Origin of the sequence: Pseudomonas sp. ZY71, from assembly GCF_036542145.1 — a bacterium.
Taxonomy (GTDB): Bacteria; Pseudomonadota; Gammaproteobacteria; order Pseudomonadales; family Pseudomonadaceae; genus Aquipseudomonas; species Aquipseudomonas koreensis_A.
Map to the genome: position 1 here is coordinate 4,837,577 of NZ_CP144274.1, position 24,695 is coordinate 4,862,271.

Genomic DNA, 24,695 nt, shown 5'->3' on the forward strand with positions numbered 1-24,695 from the left:
GCAGACATGGTTAAGCCTCGGTGGATGCTTGCTTGTAGTTGTAGCCGATCGGGTGCGGCATGTTGCGCGCCTTGGCCAGTTCGATCTGCTTCTGCCGATCGATGGCGCTGCGGCGGGTCTTCTCGCTCAGCTTGTCCCAGCAATGCGGGCAGCTGATGCCAGCGACGTAATGCTCGGAGGCGCGATCTTCAACACTGACCGGTGTGCGGCAGGCATGACATTGATCGTAGTCGCCTTCGCTGAGGTCGTGACGCACGGTCACGCGGTTGTCGAACACGAAGCAGTCGCCCTGCCATTTGGTTTCTTCCTGCGGCACCTCTTCAAGGTACTTCAGGATGCCACCCTTGAGGTGGTAAACCTCTTCGTAGCCTTCGCTGAGCATGTAGCTCGAGGCTTTCTCGCAGCGAATGCCACCGGTGCAGAACATCGCGACCTTCTTGTGCACGGCCGGGTTGAAGTGTTCTTTGATGTAGTCGGGGAATTCGCGAAAACTGGTGGTTTTCGGATCGATGGCGCCTTCGAAGGTGCCGATCGACACTTCGTAATCGTTGCGCGTGTCGATCAACAGCACTTCGGGGTCGCTGATCAACGCGTTCCAGTCTTGCGGATCAACGTAAGTGCCGACTTTTTTGTTCGGGTCGACGCCTTCGACACCGAGGGTGACGATCTCTTTCTTCAATTTGACCTTGGTGCGATAGAACGGCTGCTCGTCGCAGTACGACTCTTTGTGATCGATGTCGATCATGCGTGGGTCGTTCTTCAGCCAGGCGAGCAGGCCATCAATGCCTTCGCGGCTGCCGGAGACCGTGCCGTTGATGCCTTCTTCGGCGATCAGCAGGGTGCCTTTGATCTGGTTGTCGACCATCGCTTGCAGCAGGGGCTCGCGCAGGTCAACGTAATCTTCGAGGGTGACGAACTTATACAGTGCCGCCACGACAATCGGTTGTGTCATGGGTATTTCTCCAGGTGGCTACCCTCGCAAAGGGTGAACCGGATTCAAAAAAAAACGCGCCGGGTAAGCGGCGCGTTGCGGATTCTAGCAAAAAACCGAAGCTTAATGCTTGCTGCCGCCGGCACAGGTCGGCGACGCCGGGGCGGCGTCGATCTCTGCCCATTCCTGCGGGGTGTAGGTGTGCAGCGCCAACGCATGGAACTCGCCCATCAGCTCGCCGAGCGTGCCGTAGACTTTCTGGTGGCGCTTGACCCGGTTCAGGCCGTCGAACTGCGCGCTGACCACCACTGCCTTGAAGTGCGTCTGTAACCCGCGACTGTGCATATGGCTTTCATCCAGCACTTGCAAGTGCTCAGGCTGAAGCAGGGCCAGCGTCGATTCGATGCGTTGTTGCATGGTCATCACGAACTCCGCTTACTTCTTCTTGGCCGGCGCAGCTGCAGGGGCCAGCTCTTTGGTCATGTCGTCGAGCAGCTTGTTGACCACAGGTACGGCACTTTCCAGTTTGGCCTGGGTCATCTGGGCCGATTGCTGAGTCAGCTGCGGCATTTTTTCCAGGACTTTCTTGCCCAGTGGCGACTGGTAGAACGCGACCAGGTCTTTCAGCTCGGATTCGCTGAAATTAGTGGTGTAGAGCTTGACCATGTCCGGCTTCAGCTTGTTCCAGCCAATGGCTTGGTCCAGCGCGGCGTTGGCCTTGGCCTGGTAGGTTTCCAGTACGGCTTTCTTGGCTTCCGGGGCTTTGGTCTGTTCAAAACGCTGAGCGAACATTTGCTGCACTTGCATGTACACCGGAGTGCCCAGCTTGTCAGCGTGCGCCAGGGTCAGGAAAGCTTCGGCACTGGCGTTGTGGCTGGCGGTATCGGCAAGCACCTGGCCGCTGGCGCAAACCAGTGCAACCGCGGTGCAGATGGCACGAAGACGAGTCATCGAGTTTCCTTTTAAGCAAAGCGAGGTCAAACCCCAAGGGCGACCATTCTGCGCCTAAAAAACCTCGTCGCTCAACCCCCGAGCCTTGCCGCGCTTGATTGCCCGGGTTTTACCGGTCAACAATCGGCTCGATGGAACCACCACGGCCGAAGCCGGCCTAAACTGCGCAAACAGACCAACAGGAGTGTGCACGATGAGCCGTATCGAAACCGACAGCCTGGGCCAGATCGAAGTCCCGGACGACGCTTACTGGGGTGCTCAGACGCAACGCTCGCTGATCAACTTCGCCATTGGTCAGGAACGCATGCCGCTGCCGGTATTGTACGCTCTGGCCCTGATCAAGAAAGCCGCCGCCCGCGTCAATGACCGCAACGGCGACCTGCCCGCCGATATCGCCCGCCTGATCGAACAGGCCGCCGACGAAGTCCTCGATGGCCAGCACGACGACCAATTCCCGCTGGTGGTCTGGCAGACCGGCAGCGGCACCCAGAGCAACATGAACGTCAACGAGGTGATCGCCGGTCGCGCCAATGAACTGGCCGGCAACCCGCGCGGCGGCAAGACGCCGGTGCACCCGAACGACCACGTCAACCGCTCGCAAAGCTCCAACGACTGCTTCCCCACCGCCATGAGCATCGCCACCGCCCAGGCCGTGCAGGAACAGCTGCTGCCGGCGATTGCCGAGCTGTCCGGCGGCCTCGCCGAACTGGCGGCGCGGCACATGAAACTGGTGAAAACCGGGCGTACGCACATGATGGACGCGACGCCGATCACCTTCGGTCAGGAGCTGTCGGGTTTCATCGCACAGCTGGATTACGCCGAACGCGCGATCCGCGCCGCACTGCCAGCGGTGTGTGAACTGGCGCAGGGCGGCACCGCGGTCGGTACCGGGCTGAATTCGCCGCACGGTTTTGGTGAAGCGATTGCCGCAGAACTGGCGGCGCTGTCCGGACTGCCCTTCGTCACCGCGCCGAACAAGTTCGCCGCCCTCGCCGGCCACGAGCCGCTGACCAGTCTTTCCGGCGCGCTGAAAACCCTCGCCGTGGCGCTGATGAAAATCGCCAACGACCTGCGTCTGCTCGGCTCCGGCCCACGCGCAGGTTTTGCCGAAGTACGCCTGCCGGCGAATGAGCCAGGCAGCTCGATCATGCCGGGCAAGGTCAATCCGACCCAGTGCGAGGCATTGTCGATGCTCGCCTGTCAGGTACTGGGCAACGACGTGACCATCGGCATTGCCGCGAGTCAGGGCCACTTGCAGTTGAACGTGTTCAAACCGGTGATCATCCATAACCTGCTGCAATCGATTCGTCTGCTGGCCGATGGCTGCAGCAACTTCCAGCAGCACTGCATTGCCGGGCTAGAGCCGGATGCCGAGGTCATGGCGCGACATCTTGAGCGTGGGTTGATGCTGGTGACGGCGCTGAACCCGCACATCGGCTATGACAAGTCGGCGGAGATTGCCAAGAAGGCCTACAGCGAAGGACTGACCTTGCGTGAGGCGGCGTTGGCGCTGGGGTATCTGACCGATGAAGAGTTTGATGCGTGGGTGCGGCCGGAGAATATGATCGAGGCTGGCGCCAAGGGCTGAGATTTGTAGCGTTTCTTAATAAGTCATCGCGAGCAGGCTCACTCCTACAAGGGAATGCGTTCCAAATGTAGGAGTGAGCCTGCTCGCGATGGCCCTGACGCGGTTAGCCTGCCGCCATCTTCACTCGCCGCGCCTTCAACCCGGCAATCAACGATGGCCCCAACGCCACCAGCGCCGAACCCAACACCACCAGCACCGCGCCGCCATAACCCAACCCATTGATCTGCTCGGCATGCACATACTCCGGCCAGACCCCGGCTGCAATCGCCACCGCGCCAAACGTCACCAACGGCGTGATCGCCAACGTCGCGCTGACCCGCGATGCCTCCCAATGCGCCAGTGCCTCAGCAAATGCGCCATAGGCAATCAGCGTATTCATGCAGCACGCCAGCAGCAGCCAGCCCTGCAGCGGACTCAAGTTCAGCGCTTCGAGCGGATGCACCCACGGCGTCAGCAACAGCGCACAGAACAGATAGATCACCATCATCACCTGCAGCGAATTCCACACCGTCAGCAATTGCTTCTGGCCCAGCGCATAGAAGGTCCACACCGTCGACGCCAACAGCACCAGCAAAACCCCTGCGGTGTAATCCGACAGCGAGGTCAGCAGCTCGGCCAAGCGCTGATTGAAGAACAGCACAAAACCGATCAATAGCACCGCCAGACCAATGCCCTGACCGATACTGAAGCGTTCCTTGAACACAAACAGACTGGCGATCAGCAACATGATCGGACCCATTTGCACCACCAGTTGTGCGGTGCCGGGGCTGAGCAAATTGAGGCCCATCAGGTACAACACGTAGTTGCCGACCAGCCCGAGCACCGCCATCAGCACCAGCCAGCCGCCCTTGGGCCCGAGCACTTTAAGGCTCGGCAGGCGCTTCACCGCCGCCAGATAGATGAACAGGCAGCCGCCGGACACCAGCAGACGAAACCAGGTCACCGTGATCGGGTCCATCACCAGCAAGACCTGTTTGAGTTTGATCGGCAGGATGCCCCACAGAAACGCGGTCAGCAGCGCCAGGAACAGACCGTAGACCCAGCGACCGGATGAAATGTGCATGGAAACCCCAAAGCCTGCTGACAAGTGCGCTCATTCTAGGCGCGCCCTGGGTCGGCACACAGGGACAGTTAAGGCCAGGACGCGAATGAAACTGTGCAGGTCGCAGCATTAAATTGACGCGGCGCCGTTGATCGGCTGGCCGGGCGAGCCAAGTGCTTCAGGCATAAGCTCATTGGATCCCTTCCAGCACATCAGCCGAGGAGACCGATCATGTTAGGAATGCGCGCCCGCGACAGCGCCCCCGAAATGCATTTTCGCAGCGACCGGGTGTGCCGGGTCAATGGCGAACTGTTTTTCAGCACTCGGGAGAATACCCTTGAAGGGCCGTTTGAGAATTCCGAGAAGGCTGAGCAGGAAATAAAGGCTTATATCGCGCGGATGCAGCTGCTGGACTCCAACCGGACACCCAACTGATGCCATCGCGAGCAGGCTCACTCCTACAGGGGAACGCATTCCAACTGTAGGAGTGAGCCTGCTCGCGATAGCAATCCACCCGTCTACAAAACTCTTCCTGCCTTAACGCACCGCCTCAAACAACCCGGTCGCGCCCATCCCCCGCCCACACACATCGTCACGATCCCATAACGCAAATTACGCCGCTGCAACTCCCGCACCAGATGCCCGACCTGCCGCGACCCGGTCATGCCGAACGGGTGACCAATCGAAATCGAGCCGCCATTGACGTTGTACTTATCGTTGTCGATCTCCAGCCGGTCGCGGCTGTACAGGCACTGCGAAGCAAACGCCTCGTTCAGCTCCCACAAGTCGATATCCGCCACCTGCAAGCCCTTGGCCTTGAGCAGTTTCGGCACCGAGAACACCGGGCCGATGCCCATCTCGTCCGGTTCGCAACCGGCCACGGTGAAACCACGGAAAAACGCTTTCGGCTTGAGCCCCAGTTGCAAGGCTTTCTCCAGGCTCATCACCAGTGTCATCGACGCACCGTCGGACAGTTGCGACGAGTTGCCCGCCGTTACCGAACCGTCCTCGGCGAATACCGGTTTTAGTCCAGCGAGACTTTCATAGGTGGTGTCCGGGCGGTTGCAGTCGTCGCGGTCGACGACGCCGTCGAGAATCTGCACTTCACCGCTGTTCTTGTCCTCGACGCGATACTTGACCGCCATCGGCACGATTTCATCGTTGAACAACCCGGCGGCCTGCGCCGCCGCAGTGCGAATCTGACTTTGCAGGGAGTAACGATCCTGCGCTTCACGACTGACGCCATAACGTCGCGCGACCACTTCGGCGGTCTGGCCCATCGTGTAATAAATACCCGGCGACTGCTGCTTGAGCACAGGGTTGATCAGGTGATCGGTGTTGACACTTTTCATCGTCAGGCTGATCGACTCGACGCCGCCGGCCACGATGATGTCGCTGCAACCCGAGGCAATCTGGTTGGCGGCAATCGCAATCGCCTGCAAACCCGACGAGCAGAAACGGTTGAGGGTCATGCCGGCGGTGCCGGTGCCCAGACGCGACAGCACCGCCACATTGCGGCCGATGTTGTAACCCTGCGCACCCTCGTTGGAGCCGGCACCGACGATGCAATCCTCGACGCTGGCCGGGTCGATGTCGTTGCGCTCAAGCAGCGCGTTGACGCAATGAGCCGCCATGTCATCGGGACGGGTCTGGTTGAACTTGCCGCGAAAGGATTTGGCCAGGCCAGTCCGCACGCTGTCGACGATCACCACTTCACGCATGGCATACCTCATTGTTGTGGTCGGTTGAGAGTGGACCTGAGCATAAGTCCACCCGATTACCGACCGCGACAATCATTCACCCCGCGTATGCGTGCCCATCGCTTCAGTCCTTGTGTTTCTTCGCGCGCTTGTCGGATTTCTCGAAGGCTTCTTCCAGTGCGCGGTTGATCGTGCGCAACACTTTCACCCGCGCCCAGCGCTTGTCATTGGCCTCGACCAGCGTCCACGGCGAGATTTCCGAGCTGGTGCGGTCGACCATATCGCCCACGGCGGCGCGGTAGTCATCCCACTTGTCGCGGTTGCGCCAGTCGTCTTCGGTGATCTTGAAGCGCTTGAAGGGGATTTCTTCGCGCGCCTGGAAACGCTCCATCTGCGTGTCCTTGTCGATGGCCAGCCAGAACTTGACCACGATCACCCCGGCGTCGGCCAGTTGCTCCTCGAAATCATTGATCTCGCCATAAGCGCGCAGCCAGTCGGCCGGCGTGCAGAAACCTTCGATGCGCTCGACCAATACCCGGCCATACCAGGAACGGTCGAACACGGTGAACTTGCCGCGCGCCGGAATGTGCCGCCAGAAACGCCACAAATACGGCTGGGCTCTTTCTTCTTCAGTCGGCGCGGCAATCGGCACGATGTTGTATTGACGTGGATCGAGCGCCGCCGCGACCCGACGGATCGCACCGCCCTTGCCCGCCGCGTCATTGCCTTCGAACACCGCGACCAGCGCGTGACGACGCATGCGTTTATCGCGCATCAACCCGGACAGGCGCGCCTGCTCGGTGATCAGTTGCTCTTCGTAGTCTTTCTTCTCAAGGCGCTGGGTCAGGTCGAGACTGTCGAGCAGGTTCAACTGATCGACCGGCGTGCCCAAAGGCGCGGCGCTGACATCGTGCGGATGCACGTCCGGACGTTTCAGCGCATTTTGCAAACCTTCGAGGAGAATCTTGCCGACCGCCAGGCTGCGGTAGTTGGCGTCGGCGCCTTCAATCACATGCCACGGCGCGTAATCACGGCTGGTACGGCGCAGCACGCGCTCGCCGTATTTGACGAACTTGTCGTAGGTTTCTGATTGCTGCCAGTCCAGCGGGCTGATGCGCCAGCTGTGCAGCGGATCATCGGCCAGTGCTTTGAGCCGGGCCTTCATCTGTTTCTTCGAGAGATGAAACCAGAACTTGAAGATCAGCGCGCCTTCATCGCAGAGCATCTTTTCCAAACGCTCGGCACCGGCGATTGCCTGATCCAGACGCGGATCCTTGAACAAGCCATGCACCCGCCCCTGGAGCATCTGGCTGTACCAGTTACCGAAGAAGATCCCCATGCGCCCCTTGGCCGGGAGCATCCGCCAGTAGCGCCACGCCGGTGGCCGCGACAACTCTTCATCAGTCTGCTGATCGAAGGTGCGCACTTCGATCAGGCGCGGATCCATCCACTCGTTGAGCAACTTGACCGTCTCGCCCTTGCCCGCACCTTCAATACCGTTGATCAGGATGATCACTGGGAAACGCTTCTGCTGCTGCAATTCAAACTGAGCTTCGAGCAAGGCTTCACGCAATGCCGGGACGGCCGCATCAAAGGTGTCTTTGTCGATGGCGTGACCGATTTCAGCGGATTCAAACATGGGACGGCTCCTTCCAGGATTCAGCAAGACTAGCGGATTGGGCATAGCAGCGGCGCAGAAATTCCCGCAGGTGGCGGATTGTCCGTGAGTCAGTGACCGCAAGCCTTGCCATGGATCAAGCAGCCCCTGCGCGATCGGCTAGAATGGCCGCCTTGTCGTTGCCGAGCCTGCCATGAAACCTGTATTGCCCCACGCCCAACTCGACTGGGATGACCAGGGACGCCCGCGTTCGCGGGTGTTCGATGACGTGTATTTTTCCGACCAATCAGGTCTGGATGAAACCCGTTACGTGTTCCTTGAACAGAACCGTTTGGCCGAACGTTTTACCGCGCTGCCGGCGGATGGGCGGCTGGTCATCGGCGAAACCGGTTTTGGCACCGGACTGAATTTTCTCTGCGCCTGGCAGTTGTTCGAGCAGCATGCGGTGGCCGGTGCGCGGCTGCATTTCGTCAGCGTCGAAAAATACCCGCTGAGCCCTGCCGATCTGAAACGTGCGCTGGCCCTGTGGCCGGAACTCAAGCCGTTGGCCGATCAGTTGCTGACGCACTACGTAGCGATCCATCAGGGTTTTCAGCGCATCACGTTAGCCAACGGCCGCGTAACACTGACGCTGCTTATCGGCGATGCACTGGAACAGCTGCCGCAGCTCGACGCGCAGATCGACGCATGGTTTCTCGACGGTTTCGCCCCGGCGAAAAACCCCGACATGTGGACCGCCGAACTGTTCGTCGAACTGGCGCGACTGGCAGCGCCAGGCTCGACTATCAGTACCTTCACCAGCACCGGTTGGGTAAGGCGTTTGCTCAACGCTGCCGGGTTCAAAATGAAGCGCACGCCGGGCATCGGCCACAAGTGGGAAATCCTCCGTGGCGAATTTCTCGGCTGGCCAGCGGAAGTTGCGCCGCCAGTGCCGGACAAGCCGTGGTTCGCGCGCCCTGCCCCGATTGTCGGTGAGCGGCGTGCGCTGGTGATCGGCGCCGGTCTGGCCGGATGCGCCACGGCGTCCAGCCTGGCCGCACGCGGCTGGCAGGTCACGTTGCTGGAACGCCATGCAGCCGTGGCGCAGGAAGCCTCCGGCAATCCACAAGGTGTGCTGTACCTGAAGTTGTCTGCCCACGGCACGGCGTTGTCGCAACTGATCGTCAGCGGTTTCGGTTACACCCGGCGCCTGCTGGAAACCCTGCAACGTGGCACCGATTGGGACGATTGCGGCGTGCTGCAACTGGCGTTCAATGCCAAGGAAGCCGAGCGCCACGCACAACTGGCTGAAGCCTTTCCCGAAGATCTGTTGCAGTGGCTGGATCAGCCCCAGGCGCAAGTCCGCGCCGGGGTCGGCGTGAGCCATGGCGGTTTGTACTATCCCGAAGGTGGCTGGGTGCATCCGCGGGCGTTGTGTCAGGCACAAGCGGCGCAGCCGAACATCGAACTGCTCAGCCATAGCGAAGCGCTACAACTGCGCAAGGTCGATGATCAGTGGCAGGCGCTGGACGGTGAACGTTTGCTCGCCAGCGCGCCGGTCGTGGTGCTGGCCGGCGCTGCCGAGATCAAACGCTTTGCGCAAAGTGCCGAACTGCCGCTAAAACGCATTCGCGGGCAGATCACTCGTCTCGCCGAAACAACAGAAAGCCAAGCGCTGAGCACCGTGGTCTGCGCCGAAGGTTACGTCGCCCCGGCCCGCTTGGGCGAACACACCCTCGGCGCCAGTTTCGATTTCAACAGCGATGACCTGACGCCGACCACGGCCGAGCATGTGGGCAATCTGGCGATGCTCGAAGAGATCTCCAGCGACCTGGTCGCGCGTCTGCACATCAGCGAACAGCCGGTCGACAACCTGCAGGGCCGCGCAGCTTTTCGCTGCACCAGCCCTGACTATTTGCCGATTGTCGGCCCGCTCGCCGACCGCGAAGCGTTCCTCGAGGCCTATGCCGCCCTGAGCAAGGATGCCCGTCAGGTGCCGGACATTGCCTGCCCTTGGCTCGACGGCTTATACATCAACAGCGGCCACGGCTCTCGCGGTCTGATCACCGCGCCGCTGTCAGGCGAATTGCTCGCCGCGTGGCTGGACAACGAGCCGCTGCCGCTGCCACGCAGTGTCGCCGAAGCCTGTCACCCTAACCGCTTCGTCCTGCGTCAGTTGATTCGCGGCAAGTGAATCTCACATGTCTGGCATCACGCACAGGCCCAGGTCCATCAGGCGGATAGACTCTTGCGTAAGGCGCTTGAACTCTGCCTCTTGCGCCTGCTCCTTTTGAAGTTTGAGGGCAAGCCCCTGACTCAGATAGTCAGCACTGGGCAGTGTGTCCGCCTGCTCATCCAGGGCACTCATACGCGGCGCGAACGACTCTTCAATCTGCGAGAACTGGCGCGTAAACGTACGTTTCAGGTAGTCACGCCAGAACGTCTGCTGCTGCATGAATTCGAGCCATTGGGGGGAGAGTTCATCTGTAGCGATCCGGTGTTGCGCCTTTTCCAGATCAGCGGCGGTCACGCCGCTCTCCGGTCCGAGCAGCATGTTCTGCGGCTGGCCGGGCAGGTCCAGGGTCTTCGCCAGCCCGATGCGATAAGCCAGGTTCACCTCGACTTCATCCAACTTCCCGACCTTGACCGCATGGTCGTGGGCAATCGCGTTCAGTCGATGCAGCCGGAACAGACTGCGGCCGAGTTCGAGCAGCGGTTTGGCAGTGACCTTGCCGCCGGCTCCCTTGGTGACATGATCGACGTGAACAGCAACTTCAAGATGACTGAAATTGATCGCCGCTGTGTCATCGCAATTGATCGGGTTGGCGGCCATATCGAGCAACTCATCGCACAGAGGGCCATCAGCCTCTGCTGCCTTCAATACTTCCCAGATCCGTCGCTGCATGTCAGCGCTGCCCTTCGTTCCGTCGGCGGTATCGCCCAGTCGCGCGAGTAGCTGGAACAAGCCTTCGGCACGGGGATCGTCGCGAAACGCCTGCCAGATCCGCACCTGCGTCAGCCATTCCTCACCGGTCGTCTTGGTGAGCCATAATGAGCGTGCGGTCTGTTCGTGGAGCCGGGCAATGTCGTCTGCGGTGAAACCCATTCCTATACCGTAGTTATTGCGATAGTTATCCAGATACGTTTTGCTGGTTTCAGAAAAGGGATTGCCCCCCAGGTTGAGCGTCCGGGTAAATCGTCGCGGTTTTTGAAACAGCCAATCGGGCAATTCCTTGATTTTGTTTTTGCTCAGATTCATCCATTCGATATGGGCGAGGTTCTGCAGACCTTGAGGCAGTTCGGTAATCCCCGTTTGGCGCAGTTGCAACAGACGCAGTTTGCTCATTTGACTGACATCCGGAGTGGCGCCCAACGGGTTGTCGTTCAGATCAAGATTCGTCAGCGTGCGCAGCCGGTTCAGCTTCGTCAATGTCTGCTCGGTCAGCTTTAGCTGATTGCCCTCCAGGCTCAATCGCTTGAGGTTGGGCATATGCGACAGCACTTCGGGGAGCCGGGTGATTTTATTGTTGTCGAGTTCCAGCGACTCAAGCTGTTTGAAGGATTTGAGGAAGTACGTGACATCATCATTCTGCTCCACGTCCTTCATCGACAAACGCTGGATATGGTCAAAGCTCAATCCCGCAGGCATGCTCGGCAGCTTGCCGATGCGCATTCGATCGAGATTGAGGGCGCAGACCGATTTGCCCTGTTCACCCTCGGTCCAGTCAAACCGCCGAAAGGCCTTCTCGATCAGTTCGGCCGCCATCTTGCGGCTGTGCCGTGCTTCGGCCAGATCACCCCCCATCGCCTTCAGGGCGGCGCCATCTTCACTCCAGATAAAAAGAACGTCACGCAGGGTTTTCAAATCCTGACGCAAGGCTTTGACCCGAATCGCTTGGCTCAGCGGATCGTCGCCCAGCTCGTCAAGCAATTGACTGGCCTGCGCGTCATCCAGGCGGGGATAGAGTTTGCGCACTTTGCGCAGCAACTTGCCTGAGTGGTGTGTCGCCGGGGCCTGATCGCCTTGCACGCAGGCCGGCTCGATGCCCGGCGGTTCGTACTTGCCGTTGACCAGTGTGCGCCCGGTGGCTTCGCGCTCTTCGAACCCTGCGTCGAGCAATTTGCTGCGCAAGCGCTGTCTGCTGCTCTGTCCGGCATCGATCAATCCGCTCGCCTCACGCTGACGTGACGGGAGCGCCTTCAGGACGGCGGAGTACAACGCGTCGGGCGCCGACGCCACCTTGCCAAGGGATTTTTTGTCGCCGTCAAATGCTTCATAACCATGAGCGGATTTCACCAGGTAACAGGTATCGTCGGCGGTCGCGGACGCATCGCCGATGGCTTCCAGCACGGCTCCGGTCAACGCCTTTTCGCGCACCTCCAGGCGCAGTTTTTTATCCCAGCCGCCAAGGCGTGGCAGCAACTGAATGGCCAGTTTGTCGGTATCGGAATTCGCCAGCAGTGGCCAGTGAAATCCCGTCAACCCACGGTCGAGCCGCACCTTGGCGGCAGCGGCCCGGGCGCGCTGCCCCAGCCGCAATGGCACCCGTGCGGTGGCGCGCAGGTGCTGGCGCTCGACACTGGGTGCGCGGTCGATCAGGCGTTGTCCATAGCGTGCCGGGATGTCGGCGAAAACCTTGCGCAAATTGAGCAGCTCATCCGCCTGACTCTCGTCGTAGCGTTGATACAGACGCTCGAACACCGCGCGATAATCGGACCTGAGCGCCGCACCCAGCTTTTTCGCCAGTGCGCGTTCCTCTGTGCTTCTTGCGACTTTGCCGCCAAGCAATGCATCGACCTCGTTTTGGTACAGACCATCGATAACCGTTTGCAACAATTGGTCCCGGGTAACAACCACACCCAGCGTTTCGTCGATCGTACTGTTCGCCGGATAGGTTGCTTCGACGGCCCCTTCTTCTCCGACCACCTCGATATAGCGGTCGGTGGGCCAGCCCGGCAGTTTCGGCAAGGCATGCATCAGCGTCTCGCCAGATTGCCCGGAATGGGTCTCGCCGTTTTCCAGCTCCACGGTCAACTCCCGCAACTGGAGCCCGATGCGTACACGCTCGACGGTATCGCGCAGGCGCACAGGCAGGCTCAGATTGTCGTTGAAGGTGTCGAGCACGGTCTGATGCGAGGTGTCGCTGAGTCGACGCATCATGTCCAGGTCGCTGTCGACGAATTCGCGCAAGTGCGGATCGATGCGTTTGAGTGCGTACGCGGAGCTGCCCCATTCCTCCGGCTCTTCGCCGGGTAGCCGCCAACCGCCTTCGACGTGCCGGACCAGTTCCGGGGTATAGGCTTGCGTTCGTTCGGCGTGCTCCAGACGCCACAGGTTAGCGTCGATATCGTAGCGGCCGGCGAACACACGATGGTCAACCTTGCCAAAGGTTTTCGCGCCAATCTGATAAAACTCCTTGGAGCCGGCATCGATGGTGAACCCTGCCGGGAGAGAATGCTCGTAGGGCGCGAGATCGGGCTTCCACAGGCGCGCTTTACCGGCGTGATTGAGAATGGCAGTGAATTCCCCAAAGAACTGCGGGTGCGTGCGCAGCAGTTTGCGACCCAGTGTCCCCAACACTTTTTGCCCGCCGGCGAAGACGCCCATCAACGCGATGTTCTCGACCACGCTGAGCAGATGCGACAGGGCTTGCTGATGATCACCGCGCTGCCAGTCTTCGACACCTTCGTACACTTCGCCAAGCAATTGCCCCACCGCGACGCCCATCATCAATTGTCCGAGCACCGGCACGAAGAGCCCGGCCACCGAGGCAATATTCACTCCGCGCTGAATGAAATCGAGCAGACGCTTGCGGCGCGTCTCTTCATCGATATCAGCAGTAGGCACTGCCAGTTTGCGTGCGTCGATCTGCAACTTGCCGACATGGCTTTGCACCATGAAATCGAAGAGCGGCACGCTGATCGGCCATTGTTTGACCAGACCCAGATCGCCTTTTTCAGCGAGCGTCTGGAAGAAATCCGCCTTGTCATCTTCGTCGAGGCTGCGGGCAAAGTAGTCCCGATAATCCGCGCTTTTCAGTTGTTGCACCAGGTAGCCCTTGAATGCATTGAAACTCGGGTATTCGTACACGGCCCGCTCAGGCTCGCCGGCCATGTACACCATGCATCCGTCCTCAGGGTGTTGTTCCACGGAGCGTGTGGAAAAAACGACGACGCCCCACACGCAGCTGTCGAGTAGCTTGATGCCCTGCATGATCAGCGGTTCTTTGCCGTACCGCAGGGATTGCGTCGACGCCACGCCCTCGGCCATCACCAGGTCCTGCAACATGCGCAAGCCTGCCGCTGTGATATCGCCTTTGAGCACGGCCAGGTGCGCATCGAGTTCCAATAACGACTGTTTCAACGCGGCGATATCACGGGTCATGGCACTGGTCGCCACGATTTTGCCGCTTTCATCACACAGGCCGAACACTTGCTGCAGATGCTCCTGGTATTTCTGGCCCAGATCCAGTTGCCGGCAAAACGAAGCAAACGCCGCTGGGGTCAAGCCGCTCACACCCTGCGGCGCGCTTTTCAGGCGCACCTGACTGCCATCGGGAAACGCGTCAGCCTGCTCCTCGTCTTCGGTGAAGTTTTGCATGGCAGCCTGCAAAAGCGTTTGCGAGGCGTGTTTGACGAGGTCTATCCCGGCCTGATCGGTCGCAGTCGTTTCGCAGCCACAATCAACACCCGGCAGACTGACCACATCCACACCTGCGTCATAAAGCGCCGGCCATTTTTGGTTCAGTGCCGCGTTGAGTTCGCTGATACAGAAGTCGGCCAACGGTTTTAGCCGGGCGAGCTCCTTATTGACCTTGAGTTGCCGGGCGTAAAGTTCACGGTTGATTTCATCCAGCCTTGCCAGGCTGGTGGCCGACGCCTGGAGCAAATACGCCGGGAGCGTTTTTTCCAGAGTTTCAGCGGTGTCGAGGTCGCCGGTTGCGTCGAATAAAGTGCTCAGGATGGCCCCTTGAGCCTGAGCAGGTTTGTTGTCTTGGGCGAGCATTGCAATAGTCCTTTATTGCGGTTGAGCCTTTGACGTTAGCGGTGACGCGCAGTGATTAACAACTCAAAATCCTGTGGGTAATCCAGGCCAATCAAGCACTTTTTGTCATGAATAAAATAGCCTTGCACCACCCGGCGAGCATTACCGTGCCCGTGAAGCGCTGACGCAGAAAAACGCATCGGCGCGCGCAAAGACCGCGTCTTCCGATCAGCCCTCATAACTGTCGCGCAAAAGGCAGAGTCGCCTCTTTATAACTTATCGATCTAAAACTCCCCCTACCGAGTCTGGTCAGTTTCTGAGTACCCGCCCTTCTGGCGAGGTACTGCTTGACCCCTCCCCAACGGAAAAACCGGTAAGGATTTTATGTGCGGATTAGCTGGCGAGTTACGTTTTGATCAACAACCTGCAGACCTTGCAGCGATCGAGAGAATCACCCATCACCTGGCCCCTCGCGGCCCCGACGCGTGGGGCTTCCATGCCCAAGGGCCGATTGCCCTAGGTCATCGGCGCCTGAAAATCATGGACCTGTCGGACGGCTCGGCGCAGCCGATGATCGACAGCCAACTGGGCCTGTCCCTGGCCTTCAACGGCGCGATCTACAACTTCCCGGAACTGCGTGCCGAACTCGAAGCGCTGGGTTATGCCTTCTATTCCGGTGGCGACACCGAAGTACTGCTCAAGGGCTATCACGCCTGGGGCGAAGCGTTGCTGCCGAAGCTCAATGGCATGTTCGCCTTTGCCATCTGGGAACGCGACGCCCAACGCCTGTTCATCGCCCGCGACCGTCTCGGCGTGAAGCCGTTGTACCTGTCGCGCACGGGTCAGCGTTTGCGCTTTGCCTCGGCGTTGCCGGCGTTGCTCAAGGGCGGCGACATCAACCCGATTCTCGACCCGGTGGCGCTCAATCACTACTTGAATTTCCATGCCGTGGTCCCGGCGCCGCGCACCCTGCTGGCCGGCATTGAAAAACTGCCACCGGCGACCTGGATGCGCGTTGAAGCCGATGGCACCACCGAGCAGAAAACCTGGTGGACCCTGCCCTACGGCCCGCACGAAGACGAGAAAAACCTGAAGCTGGAAGACTGGGTCGACCGCGTCCTCGACAGCACTCGCGAAGCGGTGGCAATTCGTCAACGTGCGGCGGTGGATGTCGGCGTGCTGCTGTCCGGCGGTGTCGATTCGAGCATGCTCGTCGGCCTATTGCGTGAAGTCGGCGTGGAGAACCTGTCGACCTTCTCCATCGGTTTCCAGGATGCCGGCGGTGAGCGCGGTGACGAGTTTCAGTATTCCGATCTGATCGCCAAACACTACGGCACCCAACACCATCAGTTGCGTATCGACGAGAAAGAGATCATCGAGCAACTGCCCGCCGCGTTCCGTGCGATGAGCGAGCCGATGGTCAGCCATGACTGCATCGCGTTCTATCTGTTGTCGCGCGAAGTGGCCAAGCACTGCAAGGTGGTACAGAGCGGCCAGGGTGCGGATGAGCTGTTCGCCGGTTATCACTGGTACCCGCAAGTCGATGGCGCAGCCGATCCGTATGCGGCCTATCGCAACGCGTTTTTCGACCGCAGTTATGACGACTACGCCGCCACCGTGCAGCCGAAATGGCTGACTGCGAATGACGCTGCCGGCGACTTCGTCAAAGAACATTTCGCCCAGCCCGGTGCTGATGCTGCCGTCGACAAAGCTCTGCGTCTGGACAGCACGGTGATGCTGGTCGACGACCCGGTCAAACGCGTCGACAACATGACCATGGCCTGGGGTCTGGAGGCGCGCACGCCGTTTCTCGACTATCGACTGGTCGAACTCTCGGCGCGAGTGCCGGGCCAATTCAAGCTGCCCGATGGCGGCAAACAAGTCTTGAAAGAAGCCGCGCGTCGAGTGATTCCAAGTGAAGTGATCGACCGCAAAAAAGGCTACTTCCCGGTGCCTGGTCTCAAGCACTTGCAGGGCGATACGCTGAACTGGGTGCGCGAACTGCTGCTTGATCCAAGTCAGGATCGCGGCCTGTTCAACCCGGCCATGCTCGACAAGTTGCTGACCGATCCGCAAGGCCAGTTGACGCCGTTGCGCGGTTCGAAGCTGTGGCAACTGGCAGCCCTGAACCTGTGGCTCAGTGAACAAGGAATCTGATCGATGAAACCCCACGCCACGGCCATCAACCAACGGCTGCTACGCGGTCAGACACCGTCTTATGAACGCTTGCAGGCGCGCCTGGCCGAAGACGGCAGCACGCTGGCCGCCGAGCCGATTGCGCTGCATTGCGGCTGGGGCCGGTTGCTGATCGGCCACACCTTTCCCGATCCTGCGTCTCTGGCGCAGGAGCTGCTCAAAGAGCAGCCCGGCGAGCGCGATATCGCTTTGTACGTTGCAGCACCGCAGCAGATTCTCGGCCTGGAGCCGACGCAATTGTTCCTTGATCCATCCGACACCTTGCGCCTGTGGTTCAGCGACTACCGGCAGGCGACTCGAGTGTTTCGCGGCTTTCGTATCCGCCGCGCGCAAAGTGAGGCGGACTGGCAGGCGATCAATCAGTTGTATCAGGCACGCGGCATGTTGCCGATCGATGCCACGCGGCTGACTCCGCACCATCAGGGCGGCCCGGTGTATTGGCTCGCCGAGGATGAAGACAGCGGCGCGGTGATCGGCAGCGTCATGGGCCTGAACCATCAAAAAGCCTTCAACGACCCGGAAAACGGCAGCAGCCTGTGGTGCCTGGCGGTTGATCCGCAGTGCTCGCGACCGGGTGTCGGCGAAGTGCTGGTGCGGCACCTGATCGAGCACTTCATGAGTCGCGGCCTTAGCTATCTCGACCTGTCGGTATTGCACGACAACCGTCAGGCGAAAAACCTCTATGCCAAGCTCGGTTTCCGCAACCTGTCGACCTTTGCCATCAAGCGCAAGAACGGTATCAATCAGCCGCTGTTTCTCGGCCCGGGGCCGGAGGCACAGTTCAATCCGTATGCGCGGATCATCGTAGAAGAAGCCCATCGACGCGGCATCGATGTGCAAGTGGATGACGCCGATGCCGGGCTGTTCACCCTTAGCCACGGCGGGCGCCGCGTGCGTTGCCGCGAATCGTTGAGCGACCTGACCAGCGCGATCAGCATGAGCCTGTGCCAGGACAAAAGCCTGACGCACAAAGTGCTCAAAGGCGCCGGGCTGAACCTGCCGTCGCAGCAACTGGCCGGTAATGCCGACGACAATCTGGCCTTCCTCGATGAGCATCAACGAGTGGTGGTCAAGCCGCTCGACGGTGAACAGGGTCAAGGCGTGGCGGTGGATTTGCAGAGCATCGAAGAGGTGCAGCAAGCCATCGAAACAGCGAAGCAATTTGATAGCCGCGTGCTGCTGGAAAGCTTTCACGAAGGGCTTGATCTGCGGATTCTGGTGATTGGCTTTGAAGTGGTCGCGGCGGCGATTCGCAAACCGGCGGAAGTGGTCGGCGATGGTCAGCATTCGGTGGGCGCGTTGATCGAAGCGCAGAGTCGTCGCAGGCAAGCAGCCACCAGCGGCGAAAGCAAGATTCCGCTGGACCACGAAACCCAGCGCACCTTGCATGCCGCGGGTTACGACTACAGCAGCATTTTGCCGGCGGGTGAGCATCTGTTTGTGCGGCGCACGGCGAATCTGCACACCGGCGGCACGCTGGAAGATGTCACAGCGATTCTCCATCCGACGCTGGTCGATGCCGCGGTGCGGGCGGCGCGGGCGCTGGATATTCCGATGGTTGGCCTCGACTTGATGGTGCCGGCGGCGGATCAGCCGGAGTACGTGTTTATCGAGGCCAACGAACGTGCCGGGCTGGCCAACCATGAGCCGCAGCCGACGGCGGAGCGATTTGTTGATTTGTTGTTTCCGCACAGTCAGCCGGTTGTCTCTTGAATCTGCTTTGTACGGGCTGACGCCTTCGCGAGCAGGCTCGCTCCCACAGGGGAATGAATTCCAAATGTGGGAGCGACGGTGCGACGATTCGACCTGCTCGCGAAGAGGCCCTTAAATCCACTACCCATATTTCCTCATCGAAACCATCGGTGTGCTCAACCCATCAGGAGTTTCCATGACCACGCAAATCCCCGAACCGGATCTCAACTACCTGCAAAAAGTCCTCCTGGAAATGCTCGCCATTCCCAGCCCCACCGGGTTCACCGACACCATCGTGCGCTACGTCGCCGAGCGTCTGGAAGAACTTGGCATTCCGTTTGAAATGACCCGGCGCGGCACCATTCGCGCCACGCTCAAGGGCAAGAAAAACAGCCCCGACCGCGCGGTCTCGGCGCACCTCGACACCATCGGTGCAGCGGTTCGTGCAATCAAGGACAACGGGCGACTGACCCTCGCCCCGGTCGGCTGCTGGTCGAGCCGTTTTGCCGAGGGCAGCCGCGTCAGCCTGTTTACCGACAACGGTGTGATTCGCGGCAGCGTGTTGCCGCTGATGGCGTCCGGACATGCGTTCAACACTGCCGTCGATGAAATGCCTATCAGCTGGGATCACGTCGAACTGCGTCTGGACGCCTACTGTGCGACCAAGGCCGATTGCGATTCGCTGGGTATCAGCATCGGTGACGTGGTGGCGTTCGATCCGCTGCCGGAGTTTACCGAAAGCGGCCACATCAGCGCCCGCCACCTCGATGACAAGGCCGGAGTTGCCGCGCTGCTGGCGGCACTCAAAGCCATCGTCGACAGCGGTCAGGAACTGATGATCGACTGCCATCCGCTGTTCACCATTACCGAAGAAACCGGCAGCGGCGCGGCGGCAGCATTGCCGTGGGATGTCAGTGAGTTTGTCGGCATCGACATCGCGCCGGTCGCTCCGGGGCAGCACTCCAGCGAACACGCGGTGAGTGTGGCGATGCAGGATTCCGGCGGCCCGTATGACTATCACCTGTCGCGACATTTGTTGCGTCTGGCCGGTGAAAACGAACTGCCGGTGCGCCGTGACCTGTTCCGCTATTACTTCAGCGATGCGCATTCGGCGGTCACCGCCGGGCACGATATCCGCACTGCCCTGCTGGCTTTTGGTTGTGATGCGACGCATGGGTATGAGCGTACGCACATCGACAGTCTGGCGGCACTGAGCCGACTGCTCGGGGCTTACATTTTGAGCCCACCGGTGTTCGCCAGCGATGCAGCGCCAGCGAATGCTTCGCTGGACCGCTTCAGTCATCAGATTGAGCATGACACGCAGATGGAGAGCGATACGCGGGTGCCGTCGGTCGACAGCCTGGTGGGGCAGCGTTCCGATAGTTAACTCTTTGTTGGCAGAACCATCGCCTTCGCGAGCAGGTCGAATCGTCGCACCGTCGCTCCCACATTTGGAATGCGTTCCCCTGTAGGAGTGAGCCTGCTCGCGATGACGTAAGTACAGGCAACACAAAACTGGCAGCCAACCCGCAATCGCCGTAGCATCCCGACATTGATTTGACCGAGGTGCCCATGCTCATTCCCTACGACGCGCTTGAAGTCGACACCCTCACCCGCCTGATCGAAGATTTCGTCACCCGCGACGGCACCGACAACGGCGATGACACGCCGCTGGAAACCCGCGTGCTGCGCGTGCGTCAGGCATTGACCAAAGGCCAGGCACTGATCGTCTTCGACCCGGAAAGCGAGCAGTGCCAGTTGATGCTCAAGCACGACGTGCCCAAGCACCTGTTCGACTGAAATCCTCAGCGAACTTTCTGCGTGGCCTGCTTGCGCTGAATCCGCTCATAGACCTCCGCGCGGTGCACGTTGACCTTTTGCGGGGCCTCGACGCCAAAGCGCACGCTGGAGCCGTTCACTGACAGAACGCGCAAGGTGATGTCATCACCGATTGAAATCAACTCACCAACGACACGGCTGAGTACAAGCATGAGATTCGTCCTTCAGGGTTAGCGAGCCCTGAAGATGCGCGGCTTGCCGCGGCTCTACAATGCATGGCGGGCAAATCAGTTTTGCCTTACAGCCATGCTCGCATCAAGCCGTCAGACGTTTCCGACAAGCAACCCTCACGCCGCAGAAAATCGCGGCCCGAACAGAATCACGCTGGCGCCGATCACGCACAGTGCCACGCCGATCCAGTCCGAACCCAATGGACGCACCCGCTCGACCACCATCAGCCAGCCAATCGACGCGACGATGTAGATCCCGCCGTACGCGGCGTAGGCGCGCCCGGCATAATTGGCTTCGACGCGAGTCAACAACAACGCGAACAAGGTCAGACTGAGCAGCGCAGGAATCACCCACAGAGCACTTTTGCCCTGGCGCAGCCACATGAAGAAGGCGAAGCAACCGGCGATTTCAAACAGCGCCGCGAGGAAGAACCACAAGTAATTGAGCATTGATGCGTCTCGACAGGGTGACCATTGCGGCCACCCTAACGACGCCGTCTGTTACGGGCAAGCTCAGCCGTTGTTCTGTTTCGCCTTGGCGCGCATTTTCTCGGCCATGGAAGTCATTTCGTTATAGAGCAGTTGCGGGTTTTTCTGCTTGATCGCCCAAGCCATGCGCCCTTGTTCGTGGGGCAGGATCATGAACTCGCCGGCTGCCACTTGCTGATAGATGTAGTCGGCGATGTCCGCCGCCGTGATCGGCGAACTTTCCAGCAACTTGCCCACCTGCGCTTTCATCGCCGGGGTCGGGCCACGGAAAGAGTCGAGCAGATTGGTCTGGAAGAATGACGGGCAGACCACGTGCACGCCGACTTCCTGTTGCGCCAGTTCAATCAACAGGCTTTCCGAAAGTGCTACCACGCCAGCCTTGGCCACGTTGTAATTACTCATCGCCGGGCCCTGCATCAATGCGGCCATGGAGGCGATGTTGATGATTTTGCCTTTGCTTTGTTCAAGCAGCGGCAGAAACGCTTTGCAACCCTTGACCACGCCCATCAGGTTGATCGCGATCTGCCAGTCCCAGTCTTCCAGCGACAATTCGCTGAAGAAACCGCCCGAGGCAACACCGGCGTTATTGACGATGATGTCGATGCCACCCAGCTTCTCTTCGCACGCCTGAGCGAACGCGGTGAGCTGGCTGTAATCACGCACATCGCAGCGCTGAATGAAGCCGTCGCCACCCGCCTCGCGGACCATTTTCAGGGTTTCCTGCAGGCCGGGTTCGCTGACGTCCGACAAGGCCAGTTGCCAGCCTTCACGCGCCCAGCGCAGCGCGATTTCGCGACCCAGGCCCGAGCCCGCACCAGTGATCATCATGCGATTTTGCATAGCAGACAGCCTTGTTGTTCCGGGGAAGATGCGCCGAGTGTAGCGAAGGATCGGCGCGCGCCCACGCTCCATCAGATTGCTGAATGGTGAGGGCAAACCGTGGCGCGTTGGATTCCCGAAAATGGTCTGAGTTCTGAACTAGACGAGAGGAAAAAAGGAAATAAGTCTGCGATCCAAATACATTAAAAAAACATTGAATTTTCTTTCATGCGCACAGGTCGGAATTTGTAAGCCGTCTGGAATTACTTAGTCTCCAGTCGCCCTTGAATACCAAGACTTCTCGAACACTATCAACAAGGAAATCGACATGGGCACAATTCTAATCATTATCCTGATCCTGTTGCTGATCGGTGGTCTGCCGGTCTTCCCGCACTCCAGAAGTTGGGGTTACGGTCCTTCGGGCATTATCGGCGTGGTGTTGGTGGTGCTGTTGGTCCTGCTGTTACTCGGTCGGATATAACGATTCAAGCGCAATAAAAAGAGGCCCTGTTCAGGGCCTCTTTTTTATTGCACGGATTTTATGATCGCTGCGCGATCAGTCCGGCTTGCCGTTGATTACACCGGCAGTGTTGTCCATCAGGCTCTTGGTCGCCGTTTGCAGGAACGCCTCGAGTTTGAGTTTCAACTCGGCCGTGCGCGGTGCATTCGGAACGATCTCGGCATGTGGATTGGCACCCAATTGGTATTGCCAGATCTTCGGACCCATTTCCTTGTCTTTCGGCAGGACCAGAATCTGGTCGGCAGTGACGATGGCTGTGGTCTGCTCGCTGCCCGACGGCTTGATCACACCGAAACCGGTGTCGCCTTCCGGCAGGTTGAGCAAGTCACGGCCCCAGCACTGATGGCGCACTTCGCCACCCAGACGCCCCATGATGGTCGGCACGATGTCGATCTGCGTGCCCACGGTGTGGTCACGGGTACCGAACTTCTCCTGGATGCCCGGCGCGATCATCAGCATCGGCACGTTGAAGCGACCCAGGTCCATTTCGGTGATCTGGCGCTCGTTGCCGAAACCGTGGTCGCCAACGATGACGAACAGCGTTTCCTTGAAGTACGGCTCTTTGCGCGCCTTCTCGAAGAACTGACCCAGTGCCCAGTCGGCGTAACGCATGGCGGTCAAGTGTTCGTTGAGGCTGCCACGGTCAGTCACACGCTCAACCGGCAATGGCGTCGGCAAGGCGTACGGCGTGTGGTTGGACAGGGTTTGCAGCAGCGCGTAGAACGGCTTGCCGTTTTCGCGCGCCTTGAGCTCCTGCAGGCCACGGTCGAACATGTCCTGGTCGGACACGCCCCAGGTCGGATCGGAGAACACCGGGTTGACGAAGTCGTTACGGCCAACGAAGTTGGTCATGCCCTGATTGCTGAAAAAGCCCGACTGGTTGTCCCAGGCGAAATCGCCGTTGTAGACGTACACGTCGTCGTAGTTGCGGGCGCTGAGCAGCTGCGGCAGGCCGGACAGTTTGTGGCTGCCTTCCGGGGTCTGCATCAGGTATTCGAAACCCGGCAGGTTGGGGAAGCAGGCCATGGTCGCGAACATGCCCTGGTGGGTGTGCGTACCGTTGGAGAAGAAGCGATCGAACAGCAGGCCTTCCTTCGACAGTTTGTCCAGATAAGGCGTGATGTTGCCCGGCGCGCCCAACGCACCGACCGAGTGACCGGCCATGCTTTCCATCAGGATCACGACGACGTTCTTGATCGGCAGGGTCTTGTCGGCCGGCGGCGTGTATTCACGGCGCACGGCGGCGATATCGGCATCGACCAGTTTGTCATCCGGCATCAGCAACATATCGCGCACGACTTTCTGCGCTTGTTCTTGCGGCAGTGTGCCTTTCCAGATGTTGTCGCGGTCTTCGCCCATGCGGTCCTTGGCGGCCGCGATCAGCGACAGCGTGCCGTTGAGGCCGAGCTGGTTGGCGAAGTTGGAATCAGTGGTGTACACGTCACCCCAACGCATCGGCGGGCCTTGACGCAGAGTGCCACGAGCGGCAACCACGCAGATCAGCAAGCAGACCACGAACACCGCAAGACGGGTGTACCACGGCGCGACTTGACGGCTGCTGACGCTGCCGCCGCTGAAAGGTCCGCGTGGACGGGTGGCACGGTCGGCGCCTTTGAACGCGAGGGTCAGAATGACGGTGCCGATGACCCATGCCAGCAGATAACGCACCACCGGGAAACCGTACCAGAGCATGCTCATCACGGTTTTCGGGTCTTCCTTCACATACTGGAAGACCAGACCATTGAGGCGCTGGTGAAACTCGCGGTAGAAGTCCATTTCCATCAAGCCGAGGAACAGCGCGATGCTCGAGGCTATGGTCAGCCACAGGCGGAAGAAGCCGCGCGCGGCCATGGCGCGTGCACTGAACAGTGCCAGCACCAGCGGAATGCACACGTAAACCACCAGGCGCAGGTCGAAACGCAGGCCGTTGGCGAAGGCTTCGAGGAAAGTCGAGGCCGGGGTGTCGAGGATCATCTCGCGGTTGTAGACCAGCAGCGCGAGGCGCAGCACGGAAAACATCACCATCATGACCAGCGCGCAAAGCAGCGTGTAGGCCAGATGCGATTTGACGGTCGGTTGCAGCAGGCGAGCAGAAGATCGCTGCTGATTCAGGGCGTCCGGGTTTGCCATGTCGTTTTAGGACCCATTGGAAGTTGAAGTTGCAAAAAGACAGCGG

18 protein-coding genes and 1 pseudogene are annotated in these 24,695 nt (G+C 59.9%); 8 read left to right on the forward strand and 11 right to left on the reverse strand.

Features of this window, described 5'->3' with window-relative positions; genetic code table 11:
* Nucleotides 1-10: 10 nt before the first annotated feature.
* The 3 genes from trhO to VY732_RS21395 form a co-directional block, all read right to left on the reverse strand.
* On the reverse strand, nucleotides 11-952 hold the full coding sequence (trhO, locus tag VY732_RS21385) for an oxygen-dependent tRNA uridine(34) hydroxylase TrhO (protein WP_095120530.1): 942 nt from the start codon (nucleotides 950-952) through the stop codon (nucleotides 11-13).
* A 102-nt stretch (nucleotides 953-1,054) separates the two neighbouring features.
* Nucleotides 1,055-1,354, reverse strand: coding sequence for a BolA family protein (locus tag VY732_RS21390; protein WP_064120325.1), 300 nt, complete (start codon nucleotides 1,352-1,354; stop codon nucleotides 1,055-1,057).
* Between the two features lie 12 nt (nucleotides 1,355-1,366).
* Nucleotides 1,367-1,882, reverse strand: coding sequence for a DUF2059 domain-containing protein (locus VY732_RS21395; protein ID WP_064391456.1), 516 nt, complete (start codon nucleotides 1,880-1,882; stop codon nucleotides 1,367-1,369).
* Between the two features lie 193 nt (nucleotides 1,883-2,075).
* Between VY732_RS21395 and VY732_RS21400 the strand changes: the two genes are divergently transcribed.
* Nucleotides 2,076-3,470: a class II fumarate hydratase gene (locus VY732_RS21400; protein WP_331691696.1), complete on the forward strand. Its 1,395-nt coding sequence runs from the start codon at nucleotides 2,076-2,078 to the stop codon at nucleotides 3,468-3,470.
* 103 nt (nucleotides 3,471-3,573) lie between these two features.
* Here VY732_RS21400 and VY732_RS21405 read toward each other — a convergent pair whose 3' ends face one another.
* Nucleotides 3,574-4,533 (reverse strand): DMT family transporter, encoded by a 960-nt coding sequence (locus tag VY732_RS21405; RefSeq protein WP_331691697.1) that lies wholly within the window; start codon nucleotides 4,531-4,533, stop codon nucleotides 3,574-3,576.
* Nucleotides 4,534-4,743: 210 nt separating this feature from the next.
* On the opposite strand from VY732_RS21405, the gene VY732_RS21410 reads away from it, so the two are divergent.
* Nucleotides 4,744-4,947 carry a DUF6316 family protein gene (locus VY732_RS21410; RefSeq protein WP_077574032.1) on the forward strand — a complete coding sequence of 68 codons (204 nt, stop codon included), beginning with the start codon at nucleotides 4,744-4,746 and terminating at the stop codon, nucleotides 4,945-4,947.
* A 102-nt stretch (nucleotides 4,948-5,049) separates the two neighbouring features.
* On the opposite strand, the pseudogene VY732_RS21415 reads toward VY732_RS21410, so the two are convergent.
* Nucleotides 5,050-6,233: pseudogene (locus VY732_RS21415) on the reverse strand (thiolase family protein).
* A 103-nt stretch (nucleotides 6,234-6,336) separates the two neighbouring features.
* Entirely contained in the window at nucleotides 6,337-7,851 is a 1,515-nt protein-coding gene (gene pap, locus VY732_RS21420; protein ID WP_331691698.1) for a polyphosphate:AMP phosphotransferase, read from the reverse strand.
* Nucleotides 7,852-8,023: 172 nt separating this feature from the next.
* Between pap and mnmC the strand changes: the two genes are divergently transcribed.
* Nucleotides 8,024-10,003: a bifunctional tRNA (5-methylaminomethyl-2-thiouridine)(34)-methyltransferase MnmD/FAD-dependent 5-carboxymethylaminomethyl-2-thiouridine(34) oxidoreductase MnmC gene (gene mnmC, locus VY732_RS21425; protein WP_331691699.1), complete on the forward strand. Its 1,980-nt coding sequence runs from the start codon at nucleotides 8,024-8,026 to the stop codon at nucleotides 10,001-10,003.
* Between the two features lie 3 nt (nucleotides 10,004-10,006).
* On the opposite strand, the gene VY732_RS21430 is transcribed toward mnmC, so the two are convergent.
* Nucleotides 10,007-14,815 (reverse strand): NEL-type E3 ubiquitin ligase domain-containing protein, encoded by a 4,809-nt coding sequence (locus VY732_RS21430; RefSeq protein WP_331691700.1) that lies wholly within the window; start codon nucleotides 14,813-14,815, stop codon nucleotides 10,007-10,009.
* A gap of 363 nt (nucleotides 14,816-15,178) precedes the next feature.
* Between VY732_RS21430 and VY732_RS21435 the strand changes: the two genes are divergently transcribed.
* The 4 genes from VY732_RS21435 to VY732_RS21450 all read left to right on the forward strand — a co-directional run bounded on the left by VY732_RS21435 (nucleotide 15,179) and on the right by VY732_RS21450 (nucleotide 20,482).
* Entirely contained in the window at nucleotides 15,179-16,951 is a 1,773-nt protein-coding gene (locus VY732_RS21435) for an N-acetylglutaminylglutamine amidotransferase (RefSeq protein WP_331691701.1), read from the forward strand.
* A 3-nt stretch (nucleotides 16,952-16,954) separates the two neighbouring features.
* Nucleotides 16,955-18,703, forward strand: coding sequence for an N-acetylglutaminylglutamine synthetase (gene ngg, locus VY732_RS21440; protein WP_007908368.1), 1,749 nt, complete (start codon nucleotides 16,955-16,957; stop codon nucleotides 18,701-18,703).
* 175 nt (nucleotides 18,704-18,878) lie between these two features.
* Entirely contained in the window at nucleotides 18,879-20,069 is a 1,191-nt protein-coding gene (locus tag VY732_RS21445; RefSeq protein ID WP_077574040.1) for an osmoprotectant NAGGN system M42 family peptidase, read from the forward strand.
* Between the two features lie 185 nt (nucleotides 20,070-20,254).
* On the forward strand, nucleotides 20,255-20,482 hold the full coding sequence (locus tag VY732_RS21450) for a YheU family protein (RefSeq protein ID WP_003192759.1): 228 nt from the start codon (nucleotides 20,255-20,257) through the stop codon (nucleotides 20,480-20,482).
* 5 nt (nucleotides 20,483-20,487) lie between these two features.
* On the opposite strand, the gene csrA is transcribed toward VY732_RS21450, so the two are convergent.
* The 3 genes from csrA to VY732_RS21465 all read right to left on the reverse strand — a co-directional run bounded on the left by csrA (nucleotide 20,488) and on the right by VY732_RS21465 (nucleotide 22,020).
* Complete coding sequence (gene csrA / locus VY732_RS21455; protein WP_077574041.1) at nucleotides 20,488-20,673, reverse strand: carbon storage regulator CsrA; 186 nt, start codon at nucleotides 20,671-20,673, stop codon at nucleotides 20,488-20,490.
* A 135-nt stretch (nucleotides 20,674-20,808) separates the two neighbouring features.
* Nucleotides 20,809-21,141, reverse strand: a complete 333-nt coding sequence (locus VY732_RS21460; protein ID WP_008088571.1) for a YnfA family protein — start codon at nucleotides 21,139-21,141, stop codon at nucleotides 20,809-20,811.
* Nucleotides 21,142-21,204: 63 nt separating this feature from the next.
* The gene (locus VY732_RS21465) at nucleotides 21,205-22,020 is read right to left on the reverse strand and encodes an SDR family oxidoreductase (RefSeq protein ID WP_331691703.1); all 816 of its coding nucleotides are present in this window, start codon (nucleotides 22,018-22,020) and stop codon (nucleotides 21,205-21,207) included.
* 301 nt (nucleotides 22,021-22,321) lie between these two features.
* Here VY732_RS21465 and VY732_RS21470 point away from each other — a divergent pair, with 301 nt between their 5' ends.
* Nucleotides 22,322-22,480: a DUF3309 family protein gene (locus VY732_RS21470; RefSeq protein ID WP_169432680.1), complete on the forward strand. Its 159-nt coding sequence runs from the start codon at nucleotides 22,322-22,324 to the stop codon at nucleotides 22,478-22,480.
* Nucleotides 22,481-22,555: 75 nt separating this feature from the next.
* Here VY732_RS21470 and VY732_RS21475 read toward each other — a convergent pair whose 3' ends face one another.
* Nucleotides 22,556-24,649, reverse strand: coding sequence for an LTA synthase family protein (locus VY732_RS21475; protein ID WP_034155318.1), 2,094 nt, complete (start codon nucleotides 24,647-24,649; stop codon nucleotides 22,556-22,558).
* Nucleotides 24,650-24,695: the final 46 nt, after the last annotated feature.